Origin of the sequence: Pseudohalioglobus lutimaris, from assembly GCF_002866825.1 — a bacterium.
Taxonomy (GTDB): Bacteria; Pseudomonadota; Gammaproteobacteria; order Pseudomonadales; family Halieaceae; genus Halioglobus; species Halioglobus lutimaris.
The window spans coordinates 334,543-355,788 of record NZ_PKUS01000002.1; the positions used below are offsets into that span (position 1 = coordinate 334,543).

23 protein-coding genes and 1 pseudogene are annotated in these 21,246 nt (G+C 59.4%); 4 read left to right on the forward strand and 20 right to left on the reverse strand.

Annotation, left to right across the window (positions count from 1 at the left end; genetic code table 11):
- Positions 1–15 precede the first annotated feature (15 nt).
- From C0039_RS03740 to C0039_RS03825, 18 genes and pseudogenes are all read right to left on the reverse strand, one after another.
- Positions 16–1,797: an aminopeptidase P family protein gene (locus C0039_RS03740; RefSeq protein WP_076000458.1), complete on the reverse strand. Its 1,782-nt coding sequence runs from the start codon at positions 1,795–1,797 to the stop codon at positions 16–18.
- Between the two features lie 102 nt (positions 1,798–1,899).
- Positions 1,900–2,076 (reverse strand): annotated as a pseudogene (locus C0039_RS03745) (rubredoxin); the annotation flags it as partial.
- Between the two features lie 93 nt (positions 2,077–2,169).
- Positions 2,170–2,916 carry a type II secretion system protein N gene (gene gspN / locus C0039_RS03750; protein ID WP_076000456.1) on the reverse strand — a complete coding sequence of 249 codons (747 nt, stop codon included), beginning with the start codon at positions 2,914–2,916 and terminating at the stop codon, positions 2,170–2,172.
- Positions 2,916–3,389: a type II secretion system protein GspM gene (gene gspM, locus C0039_RS03755; RefSeq protein WP_076000455.1), complete on the reverse strand. Its 474-nt coding sequence runs from the start codon at positions 3,387–3,389 to the stop codon at positions 2,916–2,918. Before gspM ends, gspN begins: the two co-directional genes overlap by 1 nt.
- Positions 3,386–4,585 (reverse strand): type II secretion system protein GspL, encoded by a 1,200-nt coding sequence (gene gspL / locus C0039_RS03760; RefSeq protein ID WP_101517275.1) that lies wholly within the window; start codon positions 4,583–4,585, stop codon positions 3,386–3,388. The genes gspM and gspL overlap by 4 nt, the downstream gene beginning before the upstream one ends.
- On the reverse strand, positions 4,567–5,643 hold the full coding sequence (gspK, locus tag C0039_RS03765) for a type II secretion system minor pseudopilin GspK (protein WP_076000453.1): 1,077 nt from the start codon (positions 5,641–5,643) through the stop codon (positions 4,567–4,569). The genes gspL and gspK overlap by 19 nt, the downstream gene beginning before the upstream one ends.
- The gene (gene gspJ, locus C0039_RS03770) at positions 5,624–6,280 is read right to left on the reverse strand and encodes a type II secretion system minor pseudopilin GspJ (RefSeq protein WP_076000452.1); all 657 of its coding nucleotides are present in this window, start codon (positions 6,278–6,280) and stop codon (positions 5,624–5,626) included. The genes gspK and gspJ overlap by 20 nt, the downstream gene beginning before the upstream one ends.
- Complete coding sequence (gene gspI / locus C0039_RS03775) at positions 6,267–6,689, reverse strand: type II secretion system minor pseudopilin GspI (protein ID WP_232334741.1); 423 nt, start codon at positions 6,687–6,689, stop codon at positions 6,267–6,269. The genes gspJ and gspI overlap by 14 nt, the downstream gene beginning before the upstream one ends.
- Positions 6,686–7,252, reverse strand: a complete 567-nt coding sequence (locus tag C0039_RS03780; protein ID WP_076000450.1) for a GspH/FimT family pseudopilin — start codon at positions 7,250–7,252, stop codon at positions 6,686–6,688. Before C0039_RS03780 ends, gspI begins: the two co-directional genes overlap by 4 nt.
- Before the next feature lie 2 nt (positions 7,253–7,254).
- The gene (gene gspG, locus C0039_RS03785) at positions 7,255–7,692 is read right to left on the reverse strand and encodes a type II secretion system major pseudopilin GspG (protein WP_076000449.1); all 438 of its coding nucleotides are present in this window, start codon (positions 7,690–7,692) and stop codon (positions 7,255–7,257) included.
- A 4-nt stretch (positions 7,693–7,696) separates the two neighbouring features.
- Positions 7,697–8,917: a type II secretion system inner membrane protein GspF gene (gene gspF, locus C0039_RS03790; protein ID WP_076000448.1), complete on the reverse strand. Its 1,221-nt coding sequence runs from the start codon at positions 8,915–8,917 to the stop codon at positions 7,697–7,699.
- A 3-nt stretch (positions 8,918–8,920) separates the two neighbouring features.
- Complete coding sequence (gspE, locus tag C0039_RS03795) at positions 8,921–10,435, reverse strand: type II secretion system ATPase GspE (RefSeq protein WP_076000447.1); 1,515 nt, start codon at positions 10,433–10,435, stop codon at positions 8,921–8,923.
- Positions 10,435–12,471, reverse strand: a complete 2,037-nt coding sequence (gspD, locus tag C0039_RS03800; RefSeq protein ID WP_076000446.1) for a type II secretion system secretin GspD — start codon at positions 12,469–12,471, stop codon at positions 10,435–10,437. The genes gspE and gspD overlap by 1 nt, the downstream gene beginning before the upstream one ends.
- Positions 12,472–12,510: 39 nt before the next feature.
- On the reverse strand, positions 12,511–13,491 hold the full coding sequence (gspC, locus tag C0039_RS03805; protein ID WP_157516142.1) for a type II secretion system protein GspC: 981 nt from the start codon (positions 13,489–13,491) through the stop codon (positions 12,511–12,513).
- A 225-nt stretch (positions 13,492–13,716) separates the two neighbouring features.
- Entirely contained in the window at positions 13,717–13,899 is a 183-nt protein-coding gene (locus C0039_RS03810; protein ID WP_076000445.1) for a hypothetical protein, read from the reverse strand.
- A complete protein-coding gene (trmH, locus tag C0039_RS03815; RefSeq protein WP_076000444.1) occupies positions 13,896–14,597 on the reverse strand; it encodes a tRNA (guanosine(18)-2'-O)-methyltransferase TrmH in 702 nt (233 codons plus the stop codon). The genes C0039_RS03810 and trmH overlap by 4 nt, the downstream gene beginning before the upstream one ends.
- 51 nt (positions 14,598–14,648) lie before the next feature.
- Positions 14,649–15,281, reverse strand: coding sequence for a carbonate dehydratase (gene can / locus C0039_RS03820; RefSeq protein WP_076002291.1), 633 nt, complete (start codon positions 15,279–15,281; stop codon positions 14,649–14,651).
- A gap of 12 nt (positions 15,282–15,293) precedes the next feature.
- Complete coding sequence (locus C0039_RS03825) at positions 15,294–16,436, reverse strand: GGDEF domain-containing protein (protein WP_076000443.1); 1,143 nt, start codon at positions 16,434–16,436, stop codon at positions 15,294–15,296.
- Between the two features lie 152 nt (positions 16,437–16,588).
- Here C0039_RS03825 and C0039_RS03830 point away from each other — a divergent pair, with 152 nt between their 5' ends.
- Entirely contained in the window at positions 16,589–16,843 is a 255-nt protein-coding gene (locus C0039_RS03830) for a YkoF family thiamine/hydroxymethylpyrimidine-binding protein (protein ID WP_076000442.1), read from the forward strand.
- Positions 16,840–17,718, forward strand: a complete 879-nt coding sequence (locus C0039_RS03835) for a choline/ethanolamine kinase family protein (protein WP_101517277.1) — start codon at positions 16,840–16,842, stop codon at positions 17,716–17,718. The genes C0039_RS03830 and C0039_RS03835 overlap by 4 nt, the downstream gene beginning before the upstream one ends.
- Here the strand turns inward: C0039_RS03835 and C0039_RS03840 are convergent.
- A complete protein-coding gene (locus C0039_RS03840; RefSeq protein WP_101517278.1) occupies positions 17,715–18,197 on the reverse strand; it encodes a YajQ family cyclic di-GMP-binding protein in 483 nt (160 codons plus the stop codon). The two genes, C0039_RS03835 and C0039_RS03840, sit on opposite strands and share 4 nt — an antisense overlap.
- Positions 18,198–18,286: 89 nt before the next feature.
- Here C0039_RS03840 and C0039_RS03845 point away from each other — a divergent pair, with 89 nt between their 5' ends.
- On the forward strand, positions 18,287–19,183 hold the full coding sequence (locus tag C0039_RS03845; protein ID WP_101517279.1) for a ketopantoate reductase family protein: 897 nt from the start codon (positions 18,287–18,289) through the stop codon (positions 19,181–19,183).
- The gene (locus C0039_RS03850; RefSeq protein ID WP_101517280.1) at positions 19,173–19,841 is read left to right on the forward strand and encodes a lysoplasmalogenase family protein; all 669 of its coding nucleotides are present in this window, start codon (positions 19,173–19,175) and stop codon (positions 19,839–19,841) included. Before C0039_RS03845 ends, C0039_RS03850 begins: the two co-directional genes overlap by 11 nt.
- Here C0039_RS03850 and C0039_RS03855 read toward each other — a convergent pair.
- Positions 19,838–21,244, reverse strand: a complete 1,407-nt coding sequence (locus C0039_RS03855; protein WP_101517281.1) for a serine/threonine-protein kinase — start codon at positions 21,242–21,244, stop codon at positions 19,838–19,840. The genes C0039_RS03850 and C0039_RS03855 overlap by 4 nt on opposite strands.
- Positions 21,245–21,246 lie beyond the last annotated feature (2 nt).

Genomic DNA, 21,246 nt, shown 5'->3' on the forward strand with positions numbered 1-21,246 from the left:
TTATTAGACGCCAGTCTACAGCGGCTGCGTGGCCTGTTCCAGCCAGGTCAAATCAGTGCCGCCAAGTGACGGGGCCACTTCCTTTGCCACCAACTGGTGATAGCCGTTGATCCAGTCAATTTCTGCCGGGGTGAGCAGCGACAGATCAAGCAAGCGGCGGTCGAAGGGCACCAGGGTCAGCGCCTCGAATTCAAACACGGGAACGTCCCCGTTCACGTCTGCCTCACGCACCACCACCAGGTTTTCGCAGCGTATGCCGTAACAACCGTCCTTGTAATACCCGGGCTCGTTACTGACGATCATTCCCGGCTGCAGGGCCCATGGGTTGTGCGCCTTGGCGATGCGCTGCGGCGCTTCGTGCACACTGAGGAATGCCCCGACGCCATGGCCGGTGCCATGGTCGTAGTCAAAACCCGACCGCCAGAGAAACTGACGGGCCAGCACGTCGACCTGGCTCCCAGTGGTGCCCGCGGGAAACCGCACCTGGTCAAGCGCAATGTGGCCTTTCAATACCAGCGTGAACATGCGCCGCACTTCAGCGCCAGGGTCGCCAATCGCCACAGTGCGGGTAATGTCCGTGGTGCCGTCAGAGTACTGACCACCACTGTCGACAAGGTAGACCGAATCCATGGCCAGCTTTCCCGGCGACGGCACATTGAGGTGATTGTAGTGACACATTGCAGCATTAGCGCCGGCTGCAGAGATCGTGTCAAATGAGGGCCCGTGATATTGCTCGCCCGATTCACGGAAGGTACCCAGGGTCTGGGAGAGCACCGCTTCATCGTGCAAGCGACCGGCGGCGACTTCGGCATCCAGCCATGCCAGGAAGCGCACTTCCGCAACTGCATCCTTGCGATGTGCATTTCGCGCCCCTTCCACTTCCACTGCATTCTTGCACGCCTTGGGCAGCAGCACCGGATCCGCCCCGGCGACCAGTTCTGCGCCGCCCGCCTCCAATGTGAGCTGGGCCCAGGCATTGGCACTGTCCGCGTCGGCCAGCACCCGCTTTCCTGAATAGGTTTGTAGAACCTCGGCGGCTGCGGACTCCGGGAGGTGGCGCACACCTTCACCGACATGTGCAGCCAGCCCATCCGGGACACGACCCGGATCGACAAAAACAGTGACCTCGCCATTGCGCTCGAGCATGGCGAAGCTCTGCAATACGGGCATGCAGGGTATATCCGTGCCGCGCACGTTGAGCAACCAGCTCACCGAGTCGGGTGCGAACACCAGTGCGGCATCGGCATCCTGCTCGGCCACCAGCGCTGCTATACGCTGGCGTTTTTCCGTGCAGGAGCTTCCGGTATATACCTCGTCGAGGAGCAAGGCAGGACTGACTGCCGGGTCGGGTCTATCGTGCCAGCAGTAGTCGATCAGGTTGTCCGTGTCCGCAACCAGGTGCAGGCCAGATGCTTCAAGCGTTCGGGCGGCATCACGGTACCAGCTCAGGCTATGCATGCGCGGGTCACAGGCGACCCTGGCACCGGCACCGAGCTGTTTGGTCAGCCAGTCGATGTGAGGGACCTCAATCAGGTGCTGGTATTCAAACAGGTCCGCGGAGACCTCATTACGTACCTGAACGGTATAGCGGCCGTCTACGAAGATCGCCGCGCGGTCGCGCAGTACCACCACCGTGCCAGCAGACCCGGTAAATCCGGACACCCAACGCAGTCTTTCATTATGTGCGGGAATGTACTCCCCGAGATATTCATCAGCGCGGGGAACGACCAGTGCCTCGTACCCCCTGGTGGCCATCTGTGCGCGCACCGCGTCAAGACGTTCGGCAATAAGATTCATGACTGTTGATCCACAGGAAATTTGATCGCAAGTCTAACCGATTTTACCGGCCCATACAGGACCGCATACAGCCGGGACCGTTTACCCGGTGAGGCAACCCTACTCTTCGTACAGGTCAAAATCCGCTTTCGAGATGCCGCAGTCCGGGCACTCCCAGTCCTCCGGAATATCTTCCCAGCGTGTACCCGGGGCAATGCCATCATCAGGCAGGCCCTCTGCTTCATCATAAATAAATCCGCAGATCACACACTCGTACTTTTTGAAGTCACCGTCGCTCATTTATCGGATACCCGTCCCTGAATCAAACCAAAATTATAGATCACGCACTTCGCTATTCGCGACAGCTAAAAGTCTGCAGTGCTATACCGCCGGTCACAGCGTACCTTCAAGTTTTATACGGTAGGCATCACCCTCTGGAGACGCTACCAGCTGAATGGCCTGGCGCAACTGCGGATCAGACAGGCCGGGGCCGGATATCAACACATCGAACTCGTAGTCTGCCTGGCGCAGGACTACTGGCCCCGAGGCTTTGACATCACCGGCAAGCGTTATCACCTCGCCGTTTATTACGCCTGGCCCTGCGGCACTTACATCCAGTACATAGCTACCCAGTGACCGGCGACCCTGTGGAGACCGCCAGGCGCCTTCTTCCCAGACGACGCGGCCCTGCGCCTCTTCAGGCAGCCCCTCGCGAATCACCAGGCGCTCAAACTGCAGGCCCACAGACCCCAGCAGCGCAACGGGCAGGTATCGACGCAGCAGGCCAGCGTCAAACACGGCGTCCAGCGCCTCCAGTTCCATATCGCGCTCAGAGTGATAGGTGACTTGTGCATTAAAACGCTGCCGGCCCCATTGGCTATCCAGGGTGACAGTGGGGCTAAACAGCGCAAGGGAGATTGGACTAAGCTGCCAGCTCAGGGAGCCCAGATGTAGCCAGTCATCGCCGGTTGCAATTAACGCACGCGCCGCCTGGCCACGCCAGAGCGTTCCGCTGACACCCTGCAATACCACGCGCTCGGGTGGCACCAGGTGGAACAACAGGCGAGCAGGCGCTGCTGCCAGCAGTAGCGCCACAAAGCACAAACACAGGCAAGCCCCTGTTAACCAACGTGCGCGCATCAGCCGGCCTGGGCCAGGCGAACAGTCGCATTGACCCGGCCAACACTGCCAGCCTGGGTAATTGACGCCTCACGCACCAGCATTCCCTCGCGGTACTCGATCTGGTGCAGCCAGGCGACAAGGTCATCAAACACGGCATTTTCCAGCCGCACCTGTACCTCTCCCCGGCTGTTCGGCTGCAAGCGATCTACCTGCAGGTTAAAACGGGAAGTTGAGCGGTTGATCAGGCTGGTGAGGTTGCGCCTGGCACCGCTGCCGCGGCCATTTTCACGCATCTGGAGAATCTGCGACACCAGCACATCCACACGCTGTAAGGATTCGGCGACTCCGCGGTTCTGCACGGCCATCCTGTCCCGGGCACCGTCCAATGGCGCTATAAGTACGATGAAAAGAAGGTAGAGGCCCACTGCCAGCCCCATAACCAACACACTGAGTTGTTCCCGCTGGGTCAGTCCGGTGAACCACTGCTTCATGAGCCTTCCCCCACACGCAGTCGAGCCCGTACCTGATCACCCTGGGCGCTGCTGTTTTCCAGGGTTGCCTGCAGGCCACTCTCAGCAAGCCCGGCACGTATCCGCTCAACGGACTCGTAGTTGGCGGCCAGCAGGTTAAGGCGCATCTCCGCGGCCTTGTCGCTGTAGTTGATACTGATAATGCTGCCTTTCCCGTCGGCCACTACCTTACCCGTACGGGCCAGCATACTAATGAACCCACTACTCTGGGCAGAGCCGCTGAGTAAGCCCAGCTGCTGACGCAACTGCTTTTCAGGGTCAACCACTGCGCCCCGGGGAATTGCCTTACGAAAGGTTTCCTGCACCGCACCACGCAGGGCCAGGTTTTCCTCGCTGAGCTGTCGATAGTCGATCCAGGTCGACAACAGGTGTATCGCCACCGCCGCAGCGAACAGCGCCGCTACATTCCGCCACTGCTGCCACCAACGCTGCAGGGGCAAGCGCACCGCCCACTCGCCCTGGCGTAGGTTAAGAGCGGCCCGTGGCGCTTCTGCTATTAACATCGCAGAGTAAAAGTCGCCGCTGCGCCACTGGATGCGGTCGCGCAACGCGGCCGGAATCAACTGCGTATCCGCCTCCTGCTCATCGCCATAGACGATGATGGCTTCAGGGTCCCCGCTGCCGCCCTGCAATGCCTGCAACAGCATGGGCAACATTGTTTTCTCCGCACCGAATCCCGCACAGTCGCCGCTGCGCACAATGGCCGTTTCCTGCTCCAGGACCACACACCACTCGCCCTCTTGCCATGGCAGCAACAGGGGCTCAGGTAGCCACTGGCTGACCCCGGGGTATTCATCCAGCGCCTCGGCATACTGCTGCATAGACTGGCGCGCACAAACCGCTACTGCATAATTCAGCTGTCCCTGGGCACAGTGGGAGAAATGCAACTCCGCGACATCCTCTGCCAGATCTTCTTCCAGGATGAACGGCAGGGACTTGTCGAGGTGGCGGCGTTCCTCGGCTGCTATCTGCAGCTCGAGCAGGCGTACATCTGCGGCGGGGACGGCAAACAGGGGCGTCAGTTTGCGCTGTTGCAACACGGCACGCAGGGTGTCCTGCGCCTGTGGTTGGTCCAGCCACTGGGGGCCATCATTGGCACCTGCCGGATACCAGGCCAGGCGACCCTGGAGCAAACGGATTACAGCGACTTCTCGCAAGCTGGTTCTCTCTTCGGTTGAGGGAGTGATACCCGGCCGTCGGCAATGCGACTGAGCACACTCACCTGACGGTTTTGACGTTGCAGCACACTGTACAAGCGCTGGTTCCTGCCGGCAACTTCAACCCGCGCACGCAGCAGGAAATATTCCGACTGCTGGGTCAACAGGCCTGCCATCTGTACCTGCAGTTTCTCCTTGTTGTCAGCGAGCACCGGGTGGTCGAAGAAATCTGCCAGGTCGGTAAAGCCGTTCTCACAGCGATAGCTGGCGAGTGCCGCACCCTCTTCAGCGCTCAGCGGAACCAGTTCGTCCTGTGGGGCCACTGAGCGCAGTACCATGGCTGGTGCAGTGTGAATGTTCAACCGCCCGGAGACCTGCGGCCAGACCGTGACAAACGGTTGCAATGCCTGGAATAGCTCCGCTGTCATACCCTTCACCGCACGCAATTCGCTGACGCTCGCCATCGGACGATTGGCAACGCGGTAGGCAGGCGTCAGCCCGGTATAATAGTCGTCTTCTGCACCATCGAGGCGCGCCTGCTGATCGCCGTCAACCCAGTCGCCAACGGCCTGGGTAATGGTAATGGCCTGCTGCTCACTGAGTTCTGGCTCCGCAACCGCCTGCAACAGGCGGATAAACTGCGCCTGGGCCGGAGTAAAGCGGGGCTGCCCTGCTCCCTGCTGCGTCACTTCGGTGAGCGAGTTGAGGTTGAACCGGCCCTGCAGATCCTCCACTTCACCGGCAAGCCAGCCGCCGTCTTCCAGAGGATAAGGCACCTCGTCACGCGCCCAGATATCCTCTAGCGTGTCCTGTGCCACCTCCGCCTTGGCGTCGGCATCATAATCGGCAAGTAGTGCCAGGGTCGCCAGCCCCTCTGCGCCGCGCAGGTAGGATCGTGATTGCTCGTCAATAAAAATGTTTGAGCTGCGCTGATAAAGGCGGGTGAAATCACTCTGCATGGCGACAATCAGCGCTGCACTGAGGGCGAACACCAGCATGGCCGCCACCAGGGCAGCTCCGCGTTGGGTGCAGTGCGGGTTAGAGTGGCGGCAGCGCATAGATTCGCCTCATTTCTCCCCAGTCACTCAGCTGCAGCCGCACCTCTATGGCCAGCGGAGGACCCAGGCCTGCTCCCGGCCGGCTGGTGTCGGATACCCAGTTCTCCGTCCAGCCGCGAGTATCGAGTTCCGTCCCGGTGCCCACACTACGGGCGCCGTCGACGCCGTCCAGGAATAGCAGCCTGATCTCATCAACATCCTCCAGCAGCAGCGCGGATTGCGCTTCGGTATCCCCGGCGCGGTCCAGCACCGGATAACTGTCCCGCCACAGGCTATTGTCTTCCAGGCGATAGTTGACGCGCTGCACTTCAGGCCGCTCCTGCCCCAATGGGTTGTGCCAGCCACCCCGACTCAGGCTGAGCGGAAAACGCGCGGCCATACCGCCCTGCATGGCAGGTTCCAGTTCACCGAATTCATCGCGCACGGGACGCGCCACAAACTGCTCCAGGTCGCGGGAGATTATCATCCACGCCCGGTTGATTCGATACACCCTCTCAGCCGTCGCCTGCGTGCTCTCTACGCCGGTGATAACAGTGCTGAAACTGGTAAAGGCGATGACCGAGACGAAGGCAGTGATAGCCAGGGCTATCAGTACCTCAACCAGGGTGAAACCCCGCTCGCGATCAGTCCTGCGCACCGTTCACTTCCACTTCGGCCTTCAGGTCAGCGGGCAGGAATGCCACCAGGGTATAGAGCGGCTGCCCCGCATCACCCTCCTCCGCGGCAACGTCGATCTCCAGTCGGTAGAAGAGCGGCACATCGGTAACCTTGCTCTCCATCCACCAGTACCAATCACGATCGGCCATACGGGTAACACCGCTGTCACGCCCCTTGAGCAAGTCCTGTCGGGCATAGGCAAGTATGCGTGCCTCCGCCAGCTTATTGGCGGCCACGGCATGGGCCAGGGCCTTGTCGCGAAGATAGGCGGTCGCATCCACCTGCCGGCTCAGGGTTACCATCAGCGCCGGCAAAGCCAGCGCTACAACGGCCAGGGCTACCATTACCTCCACCAGGGTGAAGCCGGTGACCGCGCCATGCCGCTTCACAGATCTTCCTCGTCCGCAGACTGCCCCCGGCGCAATGCCTGGAAGTTGCCCAGCAGATCCCATTCCAGTCGCCACAGCAGCTCGTCCGTTTTCGTTTCGCGTATCGTCATTGCGCCGGGTGCGGTCTCACCGCTGGCGTAAAAAACCAACTGCGGTTGCGGAATGGCCGGGTTGGCAACCAACGCCTCTTCATCCTCTGCCACGCCGTCCAGCTCCAGTTGCACGACTACACCGGGTGGCAGTACTGTCGGCGCAAAGACCTCTTTACTACCGGTGGGGGGCTGCCAACCCGTGGGGCTCTCTTCATACCAATCAAAGTGGAAGCGCCACTGCCCCTGATCATCTTCCATGGACACTGCCAGGGCGTAGTTAACGCCGGTGAACTGCGCCTCGTCGAGGGCATAATTGGCGCTGTCGGCCAGGCCTTCAACCGCGGCCTGCAATAGAATATCCCGGTCGCCGGAGCCGATATTGAGCGTTACCAGCGAGGTAACCAGGACGACCACGAACAGGGCAACCAACAGCTCCAGCAGGCTGAACCCTCGCTGCCGGTCACCTTTCACGATTACTCTTCAGCTGTTTTCCAGTTACCGATATCGGCATTCTGATCCTCCCCTCCGGAGAGGCCATCAGCACCCAGGCTATAGATGTCCACTTCGCCATTCTCGCCGGGGCTGAGATAGAGGTAGGGTCGACCCCAGGGGTCAATGGGCAGCTCGGGCAGGTAGCCGCCCTTCTTGAAATTGCGCGGCACCGGGTCCAGGGAGCTGGCTTCCACCAGCGCTTCCAGTCCCTGCTCAGTGGTGGGGTAGACGTAGTTGTCCAGGCGATAGATCTTCAGCGCCGTTTCTATAGCCTTGAAGTCGGCCTGGACTTTCTGCACTCGCGCCTCATCGGCCCGATTGAGGACCGTGGGTGCCACCACGCTGATCAGCAGCCCCATAATGACCAGGACCACGAGGATTTCCACCAGCGAAAACCCGCCGTTTCTGAATGCTTTCATGTCGTTATTTCACCATTGTGTTCAAGTCGAATATGGGCAGCAGGATAGCCAGCACGATGAGTAACACCATGCCGCCCATCACTACCACCATGAGCGGTTCAAACAGGGCCATTACCGTGCCCAGTGTCATCTCCAACTCCCGTTCCTGATTGGCAGCGGAGCGCTCAAGCATGGTTTCCAGCTCACCACTTGCCTCACCGCTGGCCACCATGTGCACCATCATCGGCGGAAAGCGGCCGCTCTGTTGCAGTGCCCGATTGAGACTGCTGCCCTCCTGCACAAGTTCCGCGACCGCTTTACTGTCGTCGCGCAGCACCAGATTGGTCAACACCTGCCCGGCGATACGCAGTGCATCCAGCAGGGGCACACCGCTGGCCATGAGGATACTCAACGTGGAGGCAAATCGCGCCGTGTCCAGAGCGACTATCAGTCGCGACAGCCCGGGCACCCGCAGTAGTAAACGGTGCCACTTGCGCCGCCTTGACTCACTGCGCAACAGCCGACGAACCAGCATCGCCGATGCAATGAGGCCCACCAACACCCAGACGCCCCAGGCCCGGAAAAAGTTACTGGTAGCGATCAATGCCTGGGTCAGCCAGGGCAGCTCGCGGCTGGAGTGAGTGAAGATACCCACCAGCTCGGGCACGACAAAAACCATCAACGCCACAACCACGGCGATGGCCACACCCACCAGTATGAACGGGTAGATCATGGCCATTTTCAGCTTCTGGCTGGTGTATTGGCGCTGCTCCGTATAATCCGCCAGTTGCTCAAGCACCGGCCCGAGAAAACCGGCGTGCTCGCCTGCAGTCACCATGGCCCGGTACATTTCGTTGAATACCAGCGGAAACTCTGCCATGGCGTAAGCCAGGGTATAGCCCTCCGACACCCGCGAGCGCACCTGCAACAACAAGCCCTTTATTCGTGCATTACGGCTTTGCTGGGCCGCGGCCTGCAGCGCCTCGTCCAGGGGCAGGTTGGACTGCACCAGGGTGGAAAGCTGCCGCGTGACCATGGCCAGGTCGCCGGCGGATATTCGCGGCTGCAGGAAGCCGGGGCGCCAGGAGGCGCTATTGGCAGCCGTCCTGTTGGCTTCCTCCACCTCCACCGGGCGCAGCTTGCGCGAACGCAACTGGCCACGCACCTGGCGTTCCGAGTCGCCTTCCAGGAATCCCTTGACCAGCTTTCCGTCGGCATTCAGCGCCCGGTAGCGATAGGCCGTCACCGGTCAGGCCACTGAGGTGACGCGCATCACCTCTGCCAGGCTGGTTTCGCCGGCAAGAATACGGCGACGGCCATCTGCCTGTATGGAAGGATAAAGCTGACGCGCGTGCGCCAGCATGTCCTGCTCACTCGCGCCCTCGTAAATCAACGCGCGCAGGGTATCGTCCACCTCAATCATTTCGTATATACCGGTACGGCCACGATAGCCGGTGTAGTTACACTTGTCGCAGCCCTGGGCCTGAAACAGGGTAATCGCTTCACCTCCGGCATCCACCTGCAGCAGCTCCCGCTCGGCATCACTGGCCGCGGCACCTTCGCGACAGGCTTTACACAGCAGGCGCACCAGTCGCTGGGACATCACCGCCAGCAGACTGGAGGACACCAGGAACGGTTCGATCCCCATGTCCTTCAGGCGGGTGATAGCGCCGATAGCCGTATTGGTGTGCAGTGTTGACAGTACCAGGTGGCCGGTGAGCGATGCCTGCACCGCTATTTCACCGGTTTCCAGGTCACGGATTTCACCCACCATCACCACATCGGGGTCCTGCCGCAGAATGGCGCGCAGGCCGCGGGCAAACGTCATCTCAACCTTGGCATTAACCTGGGTCTGTCCCACACCGGGCAGCATATATTCCACTGGGTCCTCGATGGTGAGGATATTCCGCGAAGTCTGGTTGATATCAGAGAGGCCGGCATACAACGTGGTGGTTTTGCCGGAGCCGGTTGGACCGGTGACCAGAATAATACCGTGGGGGCTGTGCAGGTGCCGGCGATAGGCCTCCAGCACCTGCTCATTCATGTTCAACTGATCAAGCTTTAGCTGACCCGCAGCAGTGTCCAGCAAGCGCAGCACCACGCGCTCCCCGTGAGCCGACGGAATGGTAGACATGCGTATGTCCACCGAGTGCCCGGCGATTTTCACGGAAATGCGACCATCCTGGGGAACGCGCTTCTCCGCAATGTCCAGCTTGGCCATGACCTTCAGGCGCGATACCAGCAGCGGCGCGAGTGCACGCTTTGGGGACAGTACTTCCGCCAGCACCCCGTCGATACGGTACCTGACACTCAACCTGTCCTCGAAGGTTTCGATATGAATATCCGAGGCCTGTTCACGTACCGCCTGGGAGAGGATGGCGTTAATGAGGCGAATGATGGGCGCATCGTCGTCTGCCTCCATCAGGTCACCGGACTCGGGGATCTCTTCTGCGAGGCGCGAAAGATCGACATCCGCGCCGATGTCCTCCGCCATCTGCACCGCTTCACTGTTGTCGCGCTGGTAAGCAATGGTCAGCCGACGCTGAAACTCCTGCGCGTCAACCAGTTCCAGGCGGAAGGGGCCTCCCAGGTAACGTCGCAGCTCAATGAGCACCTGCAGTTCAGGTTCACCCTGGGCAAGAACTAAAGGCCCATCTGCGTGATCCTGCAGCAGTACTCCCTTCTGCTGGGCAAACGCGAATGGCAGGCCGCCATGCACCGAGGAGCGAGGCGGGTCCTGCACTGCGGCATCTGCTGCCGTCATTACTCTTCCTCCACAGTGCCCGCGCTGGCTTCCTGTTCCTGCACCATCTCATCCAGCTGCTGGATCTGCTCTTCCCACTCCGGTAGCACAGGCAGGTTACCGTCATCGAGGAACATCAGGCCCTGCTCCCTGCGCAGCAGTTGCTGGTCACGAATGTAGCGATACTTGTCGGCCGTCGCGCCGTCCAGTTCTTCATCGTCGCGAATGATTGTCGGGCGAATAAATATCAGCAGGTTGGTTTTATCCACCTGTACGCTGTCGCTGCGGAACAGGCGCCCAAGGAAGGGGATATCGCCAAGAATGGGCACTTTCTGTTGGCCATCCTGCACCTGGTCCTCGATCAGCCCACCGAGCACCACGACCTGATTGTCCCGTGCCAGCACCTTGGTCTGTATTTTGCGCTCACTGGTGATGAGGTCGGCGGCGTCAGAGATCTGTGAAGCACCAACAATGACATTGGACACTTCCTGCTCGATATCGAGCACCACCGAGTCCCCTTCGTTGATATGCGGGGTCACGGAAAGCGTAATACCAACGTTTTCACGCTCAATCGTCTGGAAAGGGTTGGACGCACCTTCATTGGAGCCCGTATTGGTAAACGAGCCAGTGATGAAAGGCACATTTTGGCCAACCGTGATATACGCCTCCTGGTTGTCCAGGGTGAGCAAGCTCGGTGTTGACAGGATATTGGCATTCCCCTGAGTCTTCAGGGCGTTGAGCACAACGGTCATGGTCAGGTCGTCGTCGACGCTACCCCAGCCCAGGGATAGCCCGGGGATACCGGCCAGGGCACCGGCGAGGTCCTGCGCATTGAACTCGCCATCGCGATCGTCATCATCGTCATCACCGCCGGGCGCAATCGCCCCGGCCAACTGCTGGGCGGTGCTCTGGCTGTTAATATTGCTGCCATAGAAGCCCTCATCGTTGGCAAACAACCACTGCAGTCCCAACTCCTGGGCATCGCCGGCGGTCATTTCCACGATAATGGCCTCCACCAGCACCTGTGCACGGCGTATGTCCAGTCGACGAATCACCGATTCAACGGCCGCCATCTCATCTGCGTCAGCTGTAATGATCAGCGCGTTGGTGCCCTCATCAGCTTCTATCGTTGACGTATTCCCGGAAGAACGCGCGGGTTTGTTTCCCTCTCCCGAATCAAGCCGCTCGATGTTCTGCATTACCTTGGTCAGGACTTCGGCGATTTCTTTGGCCTGGGCATACTCCAGATAGACTACTTTGACGTTGCCACTTTGCTCCAGCGGGGTGTCGAGATGACGAATCAACTGCGCCATACGCGCCCTTTCCATCTCGTCGCCACTGACCAGCACGCTGTTGGTGCGCGCATCGGGCACCAACAGCACCTCTGGCTCGGCACCGCCGCTCTGCTTGGCCTCGGACTTTTTCAACTGATCGAGCATGGACACCACATCATCAGCCACCGCGTAGCGCAGCTTGATAATGTCTGTTTTTTGCACCGCTGACTGGTCCATGCGCTGGATGATGTCGCGGATTCGCTCAATGTTGGCTGATACATCGGAAATGATAATCGCATTGCTGGGCGCGTAAGCGGCCATGTGCGCCTGCTGCGGGACCAGAGGCCTCAATACCGGGATCAGTTTGGCCGCGGAGATATTGTCCAGGCGGATTACCTGCGTCACATACTCGTCGCTGCTCCTGGGGCCATCATCTGCGACAGAGACAGGAGAAGAGCGGGCGTCCTTGCTCTGGATCACTCTGACTACACCCCCGGAGCGAACGGCGGTGTAGCCATGCACATCGAGGATAGAGAGAAACAGGTCGTACAGCTCTTCCTTGGACACAGGCTTGCTGGAAACAACCTTGACTTTACCTTTAACGGCAGGGTCCACGACGATAGTGGTACCCGTCACTTCAGCGACGAACTTGATCAGTTCCTGAATGTCGGTTTCTTTCAGGTTGACGGTGTAATCCTGGGCGAACGCGGCGCCGCCCGGGAGTACCGCAGATAACAGCGCGGCCAGAAGTACGGCCCGGATGCGGCGCAAAGTGGCTTTCACGTATGCTTGTCCTCTATTCACTTGCAGTAGGGGCACGGTCTATTCACTTCCCGTGCCAAGGCTCACACTGATAGAAATCTGCTGGTCCGCGCGCTGCAGATCGAACACCGCCTCGCTGGCTGAGCGCATCGTCTGGTATAGCCGCATGGTATTGGCCGGGTCATCAAGCACAATACCGTTCACGCTGGTCACCAGGTCACCCGCTTTGAAACCCAGCTGGGAAAACTGCTCCCTGTCCTTACCCGGGGCGATCCGGTAGCCCAATAGCCGACCGTCCTCGCGCACGGCACTGATAGCCACCACATCTGCCAATGACTGTGGATTCTCATACAACCGGTTGCGGTACTCCCTGGCCAGTTCGGTGGCCGAGTCCTCATCGCGCTTGTCCACCAACTCAGGCGCCCCGCGATTAGCCGGCGCCCGGGTATTGGTGCGCACAGGCGTCCGCGCTGTAGCTTCGACGGCGGCACCCACATCGCTCTCCTCGAACAGCACCAGCAATTCATAGGTACCGTTATTGTCCAGCACGACCTGCCGTGGCATCACCTTCGCCAGCACCACGTTGTTGCCTACCGGCAACTCGTCCTCCACCGCATACACTGCCTGTTTTTTGCGATGTTCGATGATAGCGTGGCCCAGGCCGTTCTCCGAGGAGGCCACCACGCCACGCAAGACCAGCTGCAGACGCGTCTCCCTGGCGTTGTTCTCTATGCCATCCCTTGACTCGTCCACCGCCGCCTCTGGCTCCGGGACCGCGGCCGCCACTGCATCGTTGGAGATAGCCTCGCCAAACAAGTGCCTGCCCCGCAGCTCTTCAATGTCCACGGGAACCCTGTTGGCGCCGGTCGACGCCTGGATCACGGGGTTTACGACTCTGGCCCCTTCCGGCTCAGAGACTTCGGCCGCGGGAAACAAGGCCCAGAACAGGCCTACCACGGACCAAACCATCCACAACACCAGCAGCAGTGCCAGCGCCAGCCGGAGTCGCCGGGCCCGGTCTGGCTGCGCCAGACTGCGCAAGACTGACTCCAAAGCGGCACTTGCTCGCGCGCTGAAATCACCGGTATTACTGAGCCACTGCGCTGGCAAAAGATACCCACTTTTTTGCTAAAGAAAAGGACCGCAAGCGCAGGCGCCAGCGATAGTCGTATTGTCCCGATTATAGGGGGCGAATGTAAAAGTTAAAACCACGGTTCGCGTGGATATTTACGGCTACGGGGTTAGCGGCCAGCAGTCACCGCAACCTCAGCCCTGCAGATAGTAACGCAGCCCCGCCAGCACCAACGAAAGGCCTACCAATGGATAGATCCAGCGGCTGACCCGCTGCATCTGCTCGGGCTCCATGGGCTTGGCGATGCGCTCCAGTATGAATGACAACAACGCTAGACCACCAAAGATACCGGCCAATAACAGTAACAGATTACTCATTGATCCTCCCGGGGAGCCACACCCTCTTTGACCCGCGCATACCAGCCCGAGGGGTTTTCAATCTCTCCTTCTGCGTTCAAAGGCGGGTATGCGAGGCCCCGCTGGCGACAGAAGTCCCTCACCTGGGGATGCCCCCACTCAAAAAAGAGCCGGTCATAGGCTGCTGCGTCGAGCCTGGGCCTGGCGTAGCAACCGGCCAGCTGCCGTTGACGCTGAGCTTCAGCGAGGATAATTCCGGCGGCAACTGACACATTGTAGGACTCTACCATTCCCATCATCGGTATTGTCACGCAGTGATCTGCTTCTTCCAGCGTGGCCGGCCCCACCCCCCGGCGCTCCGCCCCAAAAACGATGGCAGTGGGCCGGGTATAGTCAACCGACCGAAAGTCCACGGCACGCGCATCGAGGTGCGCGGCCACCAACTGGCACCCTGCCCGTCGGAGCACGGCAAAGGCATCGGCAGGCTGCCTGTAGTGGCGAATACTCACCCAGTCATGGGACCCCATGGCTGTCCCGCGAAAAGCGGTATAGTCCTCTTCTCCGATCACCGCATGCAGATACTGGATGCCTACCGCGTCACAATTGCGGACAATCGCCGAGAGATTCCGCTGCTTGTTAACAAAGTCAGTAACAACACAGAGATCAGGCTGGCGCAGGTCCAGCACCTGGCGCAAGCGGGCAATCCGCTCAGGTGTCATGTATAGAAAGGCCCCTGAACCTCGCACCAAAAGCGCCGGCCGGAATCACCCTCAGTCAGCAATCCGGTAGGCATCTGGGATCTGGTCGAGTCTGTCGACCGAACACTCGAGGTCCTTGACCAGACCATCACAAAGCGAATAAACCCAGCCATGTACGGCGAGCTTTTGCCCCCTGGCCCATGCCTGCTGGACAATAGTCGTGTGACAGACATGTGATACCTGAGTGATGACGTTAAGCTCACAAAGGCGCGAAAGGCGCTCTTCCTCATCCTCGATTGCTTCCAGGTCTTTCTGATGACGAAAGTGCACATCCCTGATGTTGCGCAGCCAGTTATCAGCGAGCCCTGAGTAGGGACTCTCGTATGCCGCCCGGATGCCACCACAACCGTAGTGCCCGACCACAATCACATGTTTGACCTTGAGCACCTCTACCGCATACTGCAGAACCGTGAGGCAGTTGAGGTCAGTATGCACGACAATGTTCGCCACATTGCGGTGGACAAAGACCTCGCCCGGTCGCAGCCCGACTATTTGGTTAGCCGGTACACGGCTATCTGAGCAGCCTATCCACAAGTACTCTGGATTCTGTTGCGCGGCCAGTTTCTCGAAGAATTCGGGATCTTCTGTCTTGACCGAGCTCGCCCAGTCACGGTTTTTTTCAAAAAGTACTTTAACATCTTCTATCACAACAATTCCTCACACCAGCAGGGTTGCCAGACGCGACAATACAACGGTGTTGCCGCCTTTGGCGCATGCACTCTCCTGCGCCTTCAAACCGACCGACTCCATCTGCCTCGCGAGTTGGTCCATGTCAACCGCAGGATACTGGCTTGGTTCCCATGTGACCAGACCGATGCCAATGGTTACCTGTAACACCGCCCCGCGGCCGTCATCAATAGAGAACGCTTCAATGTCCTGGCGCATGCGCTCAGCGATATCACTAGCCAGTGACTCCCCACTACCGGGAATCAACACCGCCATGCGCGCGCCTTTGAGCCGCGCCATCATGTCCGTAGCACGCAGATCTGAGGAAATGCGCTGGGCCACTCTTTTCAACACGAATCGGGCGCGACCTTCACCATAGTGCTGGTAGAGATCATCATATTCGTCGATCTCGATCATCAACAGGGTAACCGGTTTGTCGGCGCGTTTCGCACGGGCAATCTCGCGACCAAGATCGAGCTCGAAACCACGCGCGTTACTGACCAATGTGAGTGAATCAAGCATGGTCAGGCGGGAAACCTGCTGATGGCTCACGGCCTGTGTCAAACAGCGTGCGATCATCGCCGCCAGGTGGGCAAGCAGACTCTCCTCGGCCCCGCCCAGCGCAACCATATCATCGGCGATACCGACATGCAGGCTACCAAGGAGCCTTCCCGACTCAGTCAGCGGCAAAAGCAACGCATAATCAATACCGTGCTCGGACTTGAGCACCTCAAACATCCTGGAGTCCGTGGCGTCAACCAGATCAATGTCGGGCTCTAATCCATACAGCTCCTGCATTTCAAATGCGTCGCCATGCAGTTGCAGAAAGTGCCCGTAGCGCTCACCTCCCACGATAAGTTCAGCGAGAATGCCATCCGGGTCATGTAACCACAGCTCGGCCGAGCGAAACGCAAAATGCCTAGGGAGACTGACCAGCAACACCTCGAGCAGAGCCTGCAGGTCATGCGCGTCCAGCAACATGTGCTCAAACTGCTGCGTTTGCAAGTAAAGATATCGATTGAGTTTGATGGCCTCCACGAGGCGTCGCTCACGTAATTCCGCCGGAGAGGCGACCGGTGGCGCACCCTGAATTTCCTCCCCCCGGAAGCCACGCCTGCCCTGCTCATCTACCATCTATGCACCACACCACGATTACAGCCAGGCTATTCGTGCCTGAACTCATTGTTATTGGCGAGTAAGTGTAAGCGCCATATAATCCCGTTGCAATGGCGAACCGGGCATACCCGTCCCACATCGCGGCAACACTCGCAGAATGAGGTAGCGCATTGAAGCTAACAGCAGAACTCAGCCTATATCCACTGCAGGAAGACTACATCACGGCCATCAAGGCATTCATAGAGATGGCCTCGGCAAATCCCGATGTAGAACTGCGCACCAACGCCATGAGCACACAGGTATGCGGAGAGTGGAACGCAGTATTCGCTCTGGTCAACGCAGGCCTGCAGGCCAGCCATGAGCGCTTTGGCAAACAGGTGCTGGTGTGCAAATTTATCCCGGGTGAACTTGATATAGCCGGGTGAACCGTTCTGCAGACACACATCCACACCAGTTAAGGCTGCAGCAAACCCTGGCCCAGTGGCAGCACTGGCAGTGCAAGCCGCCATTGACTGCACCACCCGTGCTGGAAGGCCCCCTGGGCGGGGGACTTAGTAACCACAACTTTTTAGCAAGCGCGGGGCAACATCGTTTCGTGGTACGCATCGATGGCATTGATCCCCGCAGTCACGGCCTCAGTCGCCAGGTTGAGTGGCGGACATTGCAATCGGCCAGCGCGGCCAGAATTGCGCCTGTACCGCGCTACTTCAATCCGGATCTCGGTGCGATGGTCGTTGATTATCGTAAGCCGGACGCGGAGCAAGGTGTCGCCCTGGATGAGCTTGCCGGATTGATCCACAGAATCCACGCACTGCCACCGGTGCATCACCGGGTGAACCTTGCTGAACGCATACAGCGCTATCAACGCCGCCTCACCCGCATGGCCAGGCCTGGACTGCCGGACGCCTATGGGCAGGGCGTGAAAAACCTGCTGCAGACTCTGCATGATACAGACGATGGGCGCCGCACCATAACCCACAATGACCTGCTGCCGGCCAATCTGCTGCGCAGTGAGGACCGGCTACTGGCACTGGACTGGGAGTACTGCGGGCTGGGGTCGCCCTGGTTTGACCTGGCGGTGGCCAGCCTCGGGCAGCAGTTAACGCCGAAGAGGCAAGCGGCATTACTGGAGCACTATCTAGGGGAATCGCCGACGGCGGAGCAGTGCCTGAGGTTGCGTCGTTATCGCGCACTTGCGCGTTATATCGAGCTTCTCTGGCACCTGGCAGAGTCGCCGGCAGAAGATCTCGGCCAACGACTGCATAGCGGGCTGCGGTTGATCGACAAGGAACAGTACTAGTCGCGAAAGTTATTGAACTGCAGGGGCGCGCCAAAGTCCCCTTCGCGCAGCAACGCCATTACCTGCTGTAAGTCGTCTCGCTTTTTGCCCGTGACGCGAACCTGCTCCCCTTGCACCTGGGCCTGCACCTTGAGCTTACTGCCCTTGATGGCCTTGACAATGGACCTGCACTGGTCGCTATCGAGCCCATGACGCAACACAACTGTCTCTTTGACCTGCTTGCCTGAGGTGACCGGCTCCGAGCAATCCATTGCCGCGGGATCGATATCGCACTTGATCAGCGCGCTTCGCAGCATGTCTTCCATCTGGGTGACCTGGAACTCTGCCTCTGCAGTGATCAGTACATTATGCTCCTCGCGGGTGAAGCTGGCCTCGACCCCTTTGAAGTCAAAGCGGTTGGCGACAATTCGTCCAGCCTGGTCGACCGCATTGGTCAGTTGATGCAGGTCCACTTCCGAAACCACGTCGAATGATGGCATAGTGCGAGTCCTTGAGTTCAAACGCCTTCAGTGGAGCCCATGGTAATGAGCCACGGCATATTTACAACCGCAACAGGAACAACTTCGACTTGAGCGCACACCACTGGCATGTGCTGGGCGCGGGCGCAATGGGCTGCCTGTTCGGCCAGCAACTGATGGCGGCAGGCTGTACGGTGACACTATTACAGCGAAGCGCGCCAAAGAAAAACACGGGCACGCTCTGCGTAGAAGCAGAGGGAATCCACAGGCACTTCCCGGTGCAAGTGGCAGCGGCGGACGCGGCAGGTGACGTGGACCTGTTACTGGTGGCAACCAAAGCGCCTGATATCGCGAACGCGCTATTTGCCATGCGCCACCGGCTGCGCACAAGTACGGACATTGTTATCGCCGCCAACGGTATGGGCTTCGTCGCAGCGGTGGAGGCAATGCTGCCTGAAAATCGACTGTTTTGTTGTACAACCACTGAGGGTGCTTACCGCGTCCAACCCCTGCATATCCACCACGCAGGTCGCGGACTGACCCGGATCGGCAGCCTGGATGGAGGCGGCCCGCCGGCCTGGTTTGAGGCCTGGCTGGACACTCCCCTGCACTGCCAATGGGAGCAGGACATCAATGCGGTGCGGTGGGAGAAACTGGCGGTTAACTGCGCTATTAATCCACTGACCGCAATCAACCGGTGCAAAAACGGCACGCTGGCAACAAGCGAGACACTGCGCGAACAGGTCACCCGATTGTGCGATGAGATCGCTGCCGTGAGCAGCGCCAGAGGCAACACGCACACTGCCAGCATAGTGCATGCTGCGGTAGCGGAAGTCATTGCCGGGACAGCGACCAATCGCTCATCAATGCTGCAGGACATAGAGGCCGGGCGCCCCACAGAGATAGACTTTATCACCGGCTACCTGATAGCCGAGGCCGCACGGCTGGGTGTCGATGTTCCCGCCAACCAGGCACTACTAAACGAGGTAAAAGCCCTTGATCAATGAATCGCTTGCCATCAGCACTGTCGCCGTACCGGCACTACTCTCTCTCCTCGCCGTCACAGGCCTGATGGCGAGCGACTATTACGAATTTCTCGGTGGTCGCTTTGTTTTTAAACCACTGGCCGCCATGGCGTTCATCTGGCTCGCTCTGGTAGCAGGCGCGCTCGATAGCACCTATGGACAGGTTTTACTGGCAGGACTTCTGCTGGCCGCGGCCGGTGATGTATTCCTGATGTTCGAATCGCAGGGGGCGTTCATGGCCGGCCTGGTGTCATTCCTTTGCGGTCACCTGCTCTATGCACTGGCTTTCCTCCAGCTTCCGATAGACACCATGGGACTGTCAGCCTCCCTGGTTCCCGCCTCTCTTCTGGTGCTAATCACACTGAACTGGCTGCGCGGTCATCTCCCCGGGGCCATGCGTTACGCCGTTCCTGCTTACATGCTGGTGATAGCCGCCATGCTGGTCTTTGCCGGTGGCACCTGGGGCCAGCCCGGTGCCGGACTGATCATCGTCGGCGCCTGGGGTTTTGCTTTCTCCGACGTTTCAGTGGCGCGCCGGCAGTTTATCTCTACCGACCCATGGAACAAGCTGTGGGGAACGCCATTGTATTTTGCCTCACAAATGCTGCTGGCACTTTCAGTTGCCTGTCATACGCTTTAGGGAAACAGTGCTCGACTGTTGTGCTCAACGAGAGTCGTCCAAGCGGTCTCTGGCAGGCCCGGACTGATCACGGCCTGGCGGAAATCAAACTGCCCCGCATTCTCGCGGGAAATAGAAAACACACAAAGTACCGCACTACAGCGCAACCCAGTGTTGATAACGTATTCGGGCTCTTTGTCAGCAAGGCTGGCGTAATACGCCCTGGGATGCACTGAACCACTGACCTGCATAGCGCCCAGCTCTCCCCCTACCGCTGCCTGTACGTTACGCATCAACCACTCACGGTTAATGTCCCCGGGCACACCGTCCCTGCTGGCAAACACTATTTGTGGCGCTTCGAAGTGCACACGCACCGGGCGTTCGTGGGTTGCCACGGCAACCAATGCAACGCTGGTGAACAGAAAAACCGCGGCCAGCGTTATCCGCGTGAACATTCTCAGACCGGACAGATACCGCAGCAGGCGACTACCAGCGGAATACTCCAGCCTGGAGCGCCCTTTTTCACACAGTGGCCTGGGAATCTCCAGCGGAATATCTTCGGGGGATTCAGGTCGATAATACGGACTCGCCTCATCCTGCAGACTATTTGCTGCATGCAAAGGCAAGCTTCGCTGCAGCGCGCGCAGTTGGCTCCTCACAGGGTGGGTATTCTGCGGCCTGTCTGCTGGATCGGTTTGCAGCAAGGACTCGACAAGGGGCAGCAGGTCGCCGGGAACAGCCTCCTGGCCCGGCATCTGTGCCCAGAGCTGGGACCGGTCAACCTCGAGCAGAGCGGCCGTATCCGTTTTACCGTGGCGGAAAAAGGCGTGTTCCCCAGTCAGCATTCTGAATAGCAGGGCACCCAGTGCGAACAGGTCGCTGCGCACATCCAGCGAGCTCCCATCCACATGTTCAGGAGTGATAGCACCCGGACTGCCGGCCGTTGCCGGCCCGGCATCGGCACAGTGCCTGGCAATACCAAAATCAGTGAGCTTGATATCACCGCTGCGGGCGATCAGAACATTCGCTGCCTTCAGGTCACCATGAACAATACGCCGTTGGCGCGACGCAGCCAGCGCTGCAGAGACTTCGGCAGCCACAGCGAGAATACTGGAGAGACTGAGACGACGGTGCGTCAGCACTTCCTCCAGATCAACGCCTGGAACGTACTCCATCACAATGGCGAGGTACCCACCGGACTCAACCAGGTCATAGATCTGCACTACATGCGGTGAGTTAATGCGCGCCGCCTTGCGCGCCTCTGCGAGGGCGCGCCTGCGCGCTGCTCTGCTCTCGGGCAATGCGTCGATCTTGATAGCCACCTTGCGCCGTAAACGACCGTCATATCCAAGATAGACTGAGCCCTGGCCACCCTGTTTGATCAGCCGGACAATGCTATAGGGACCAATGCTGTTTTCTGCCACGC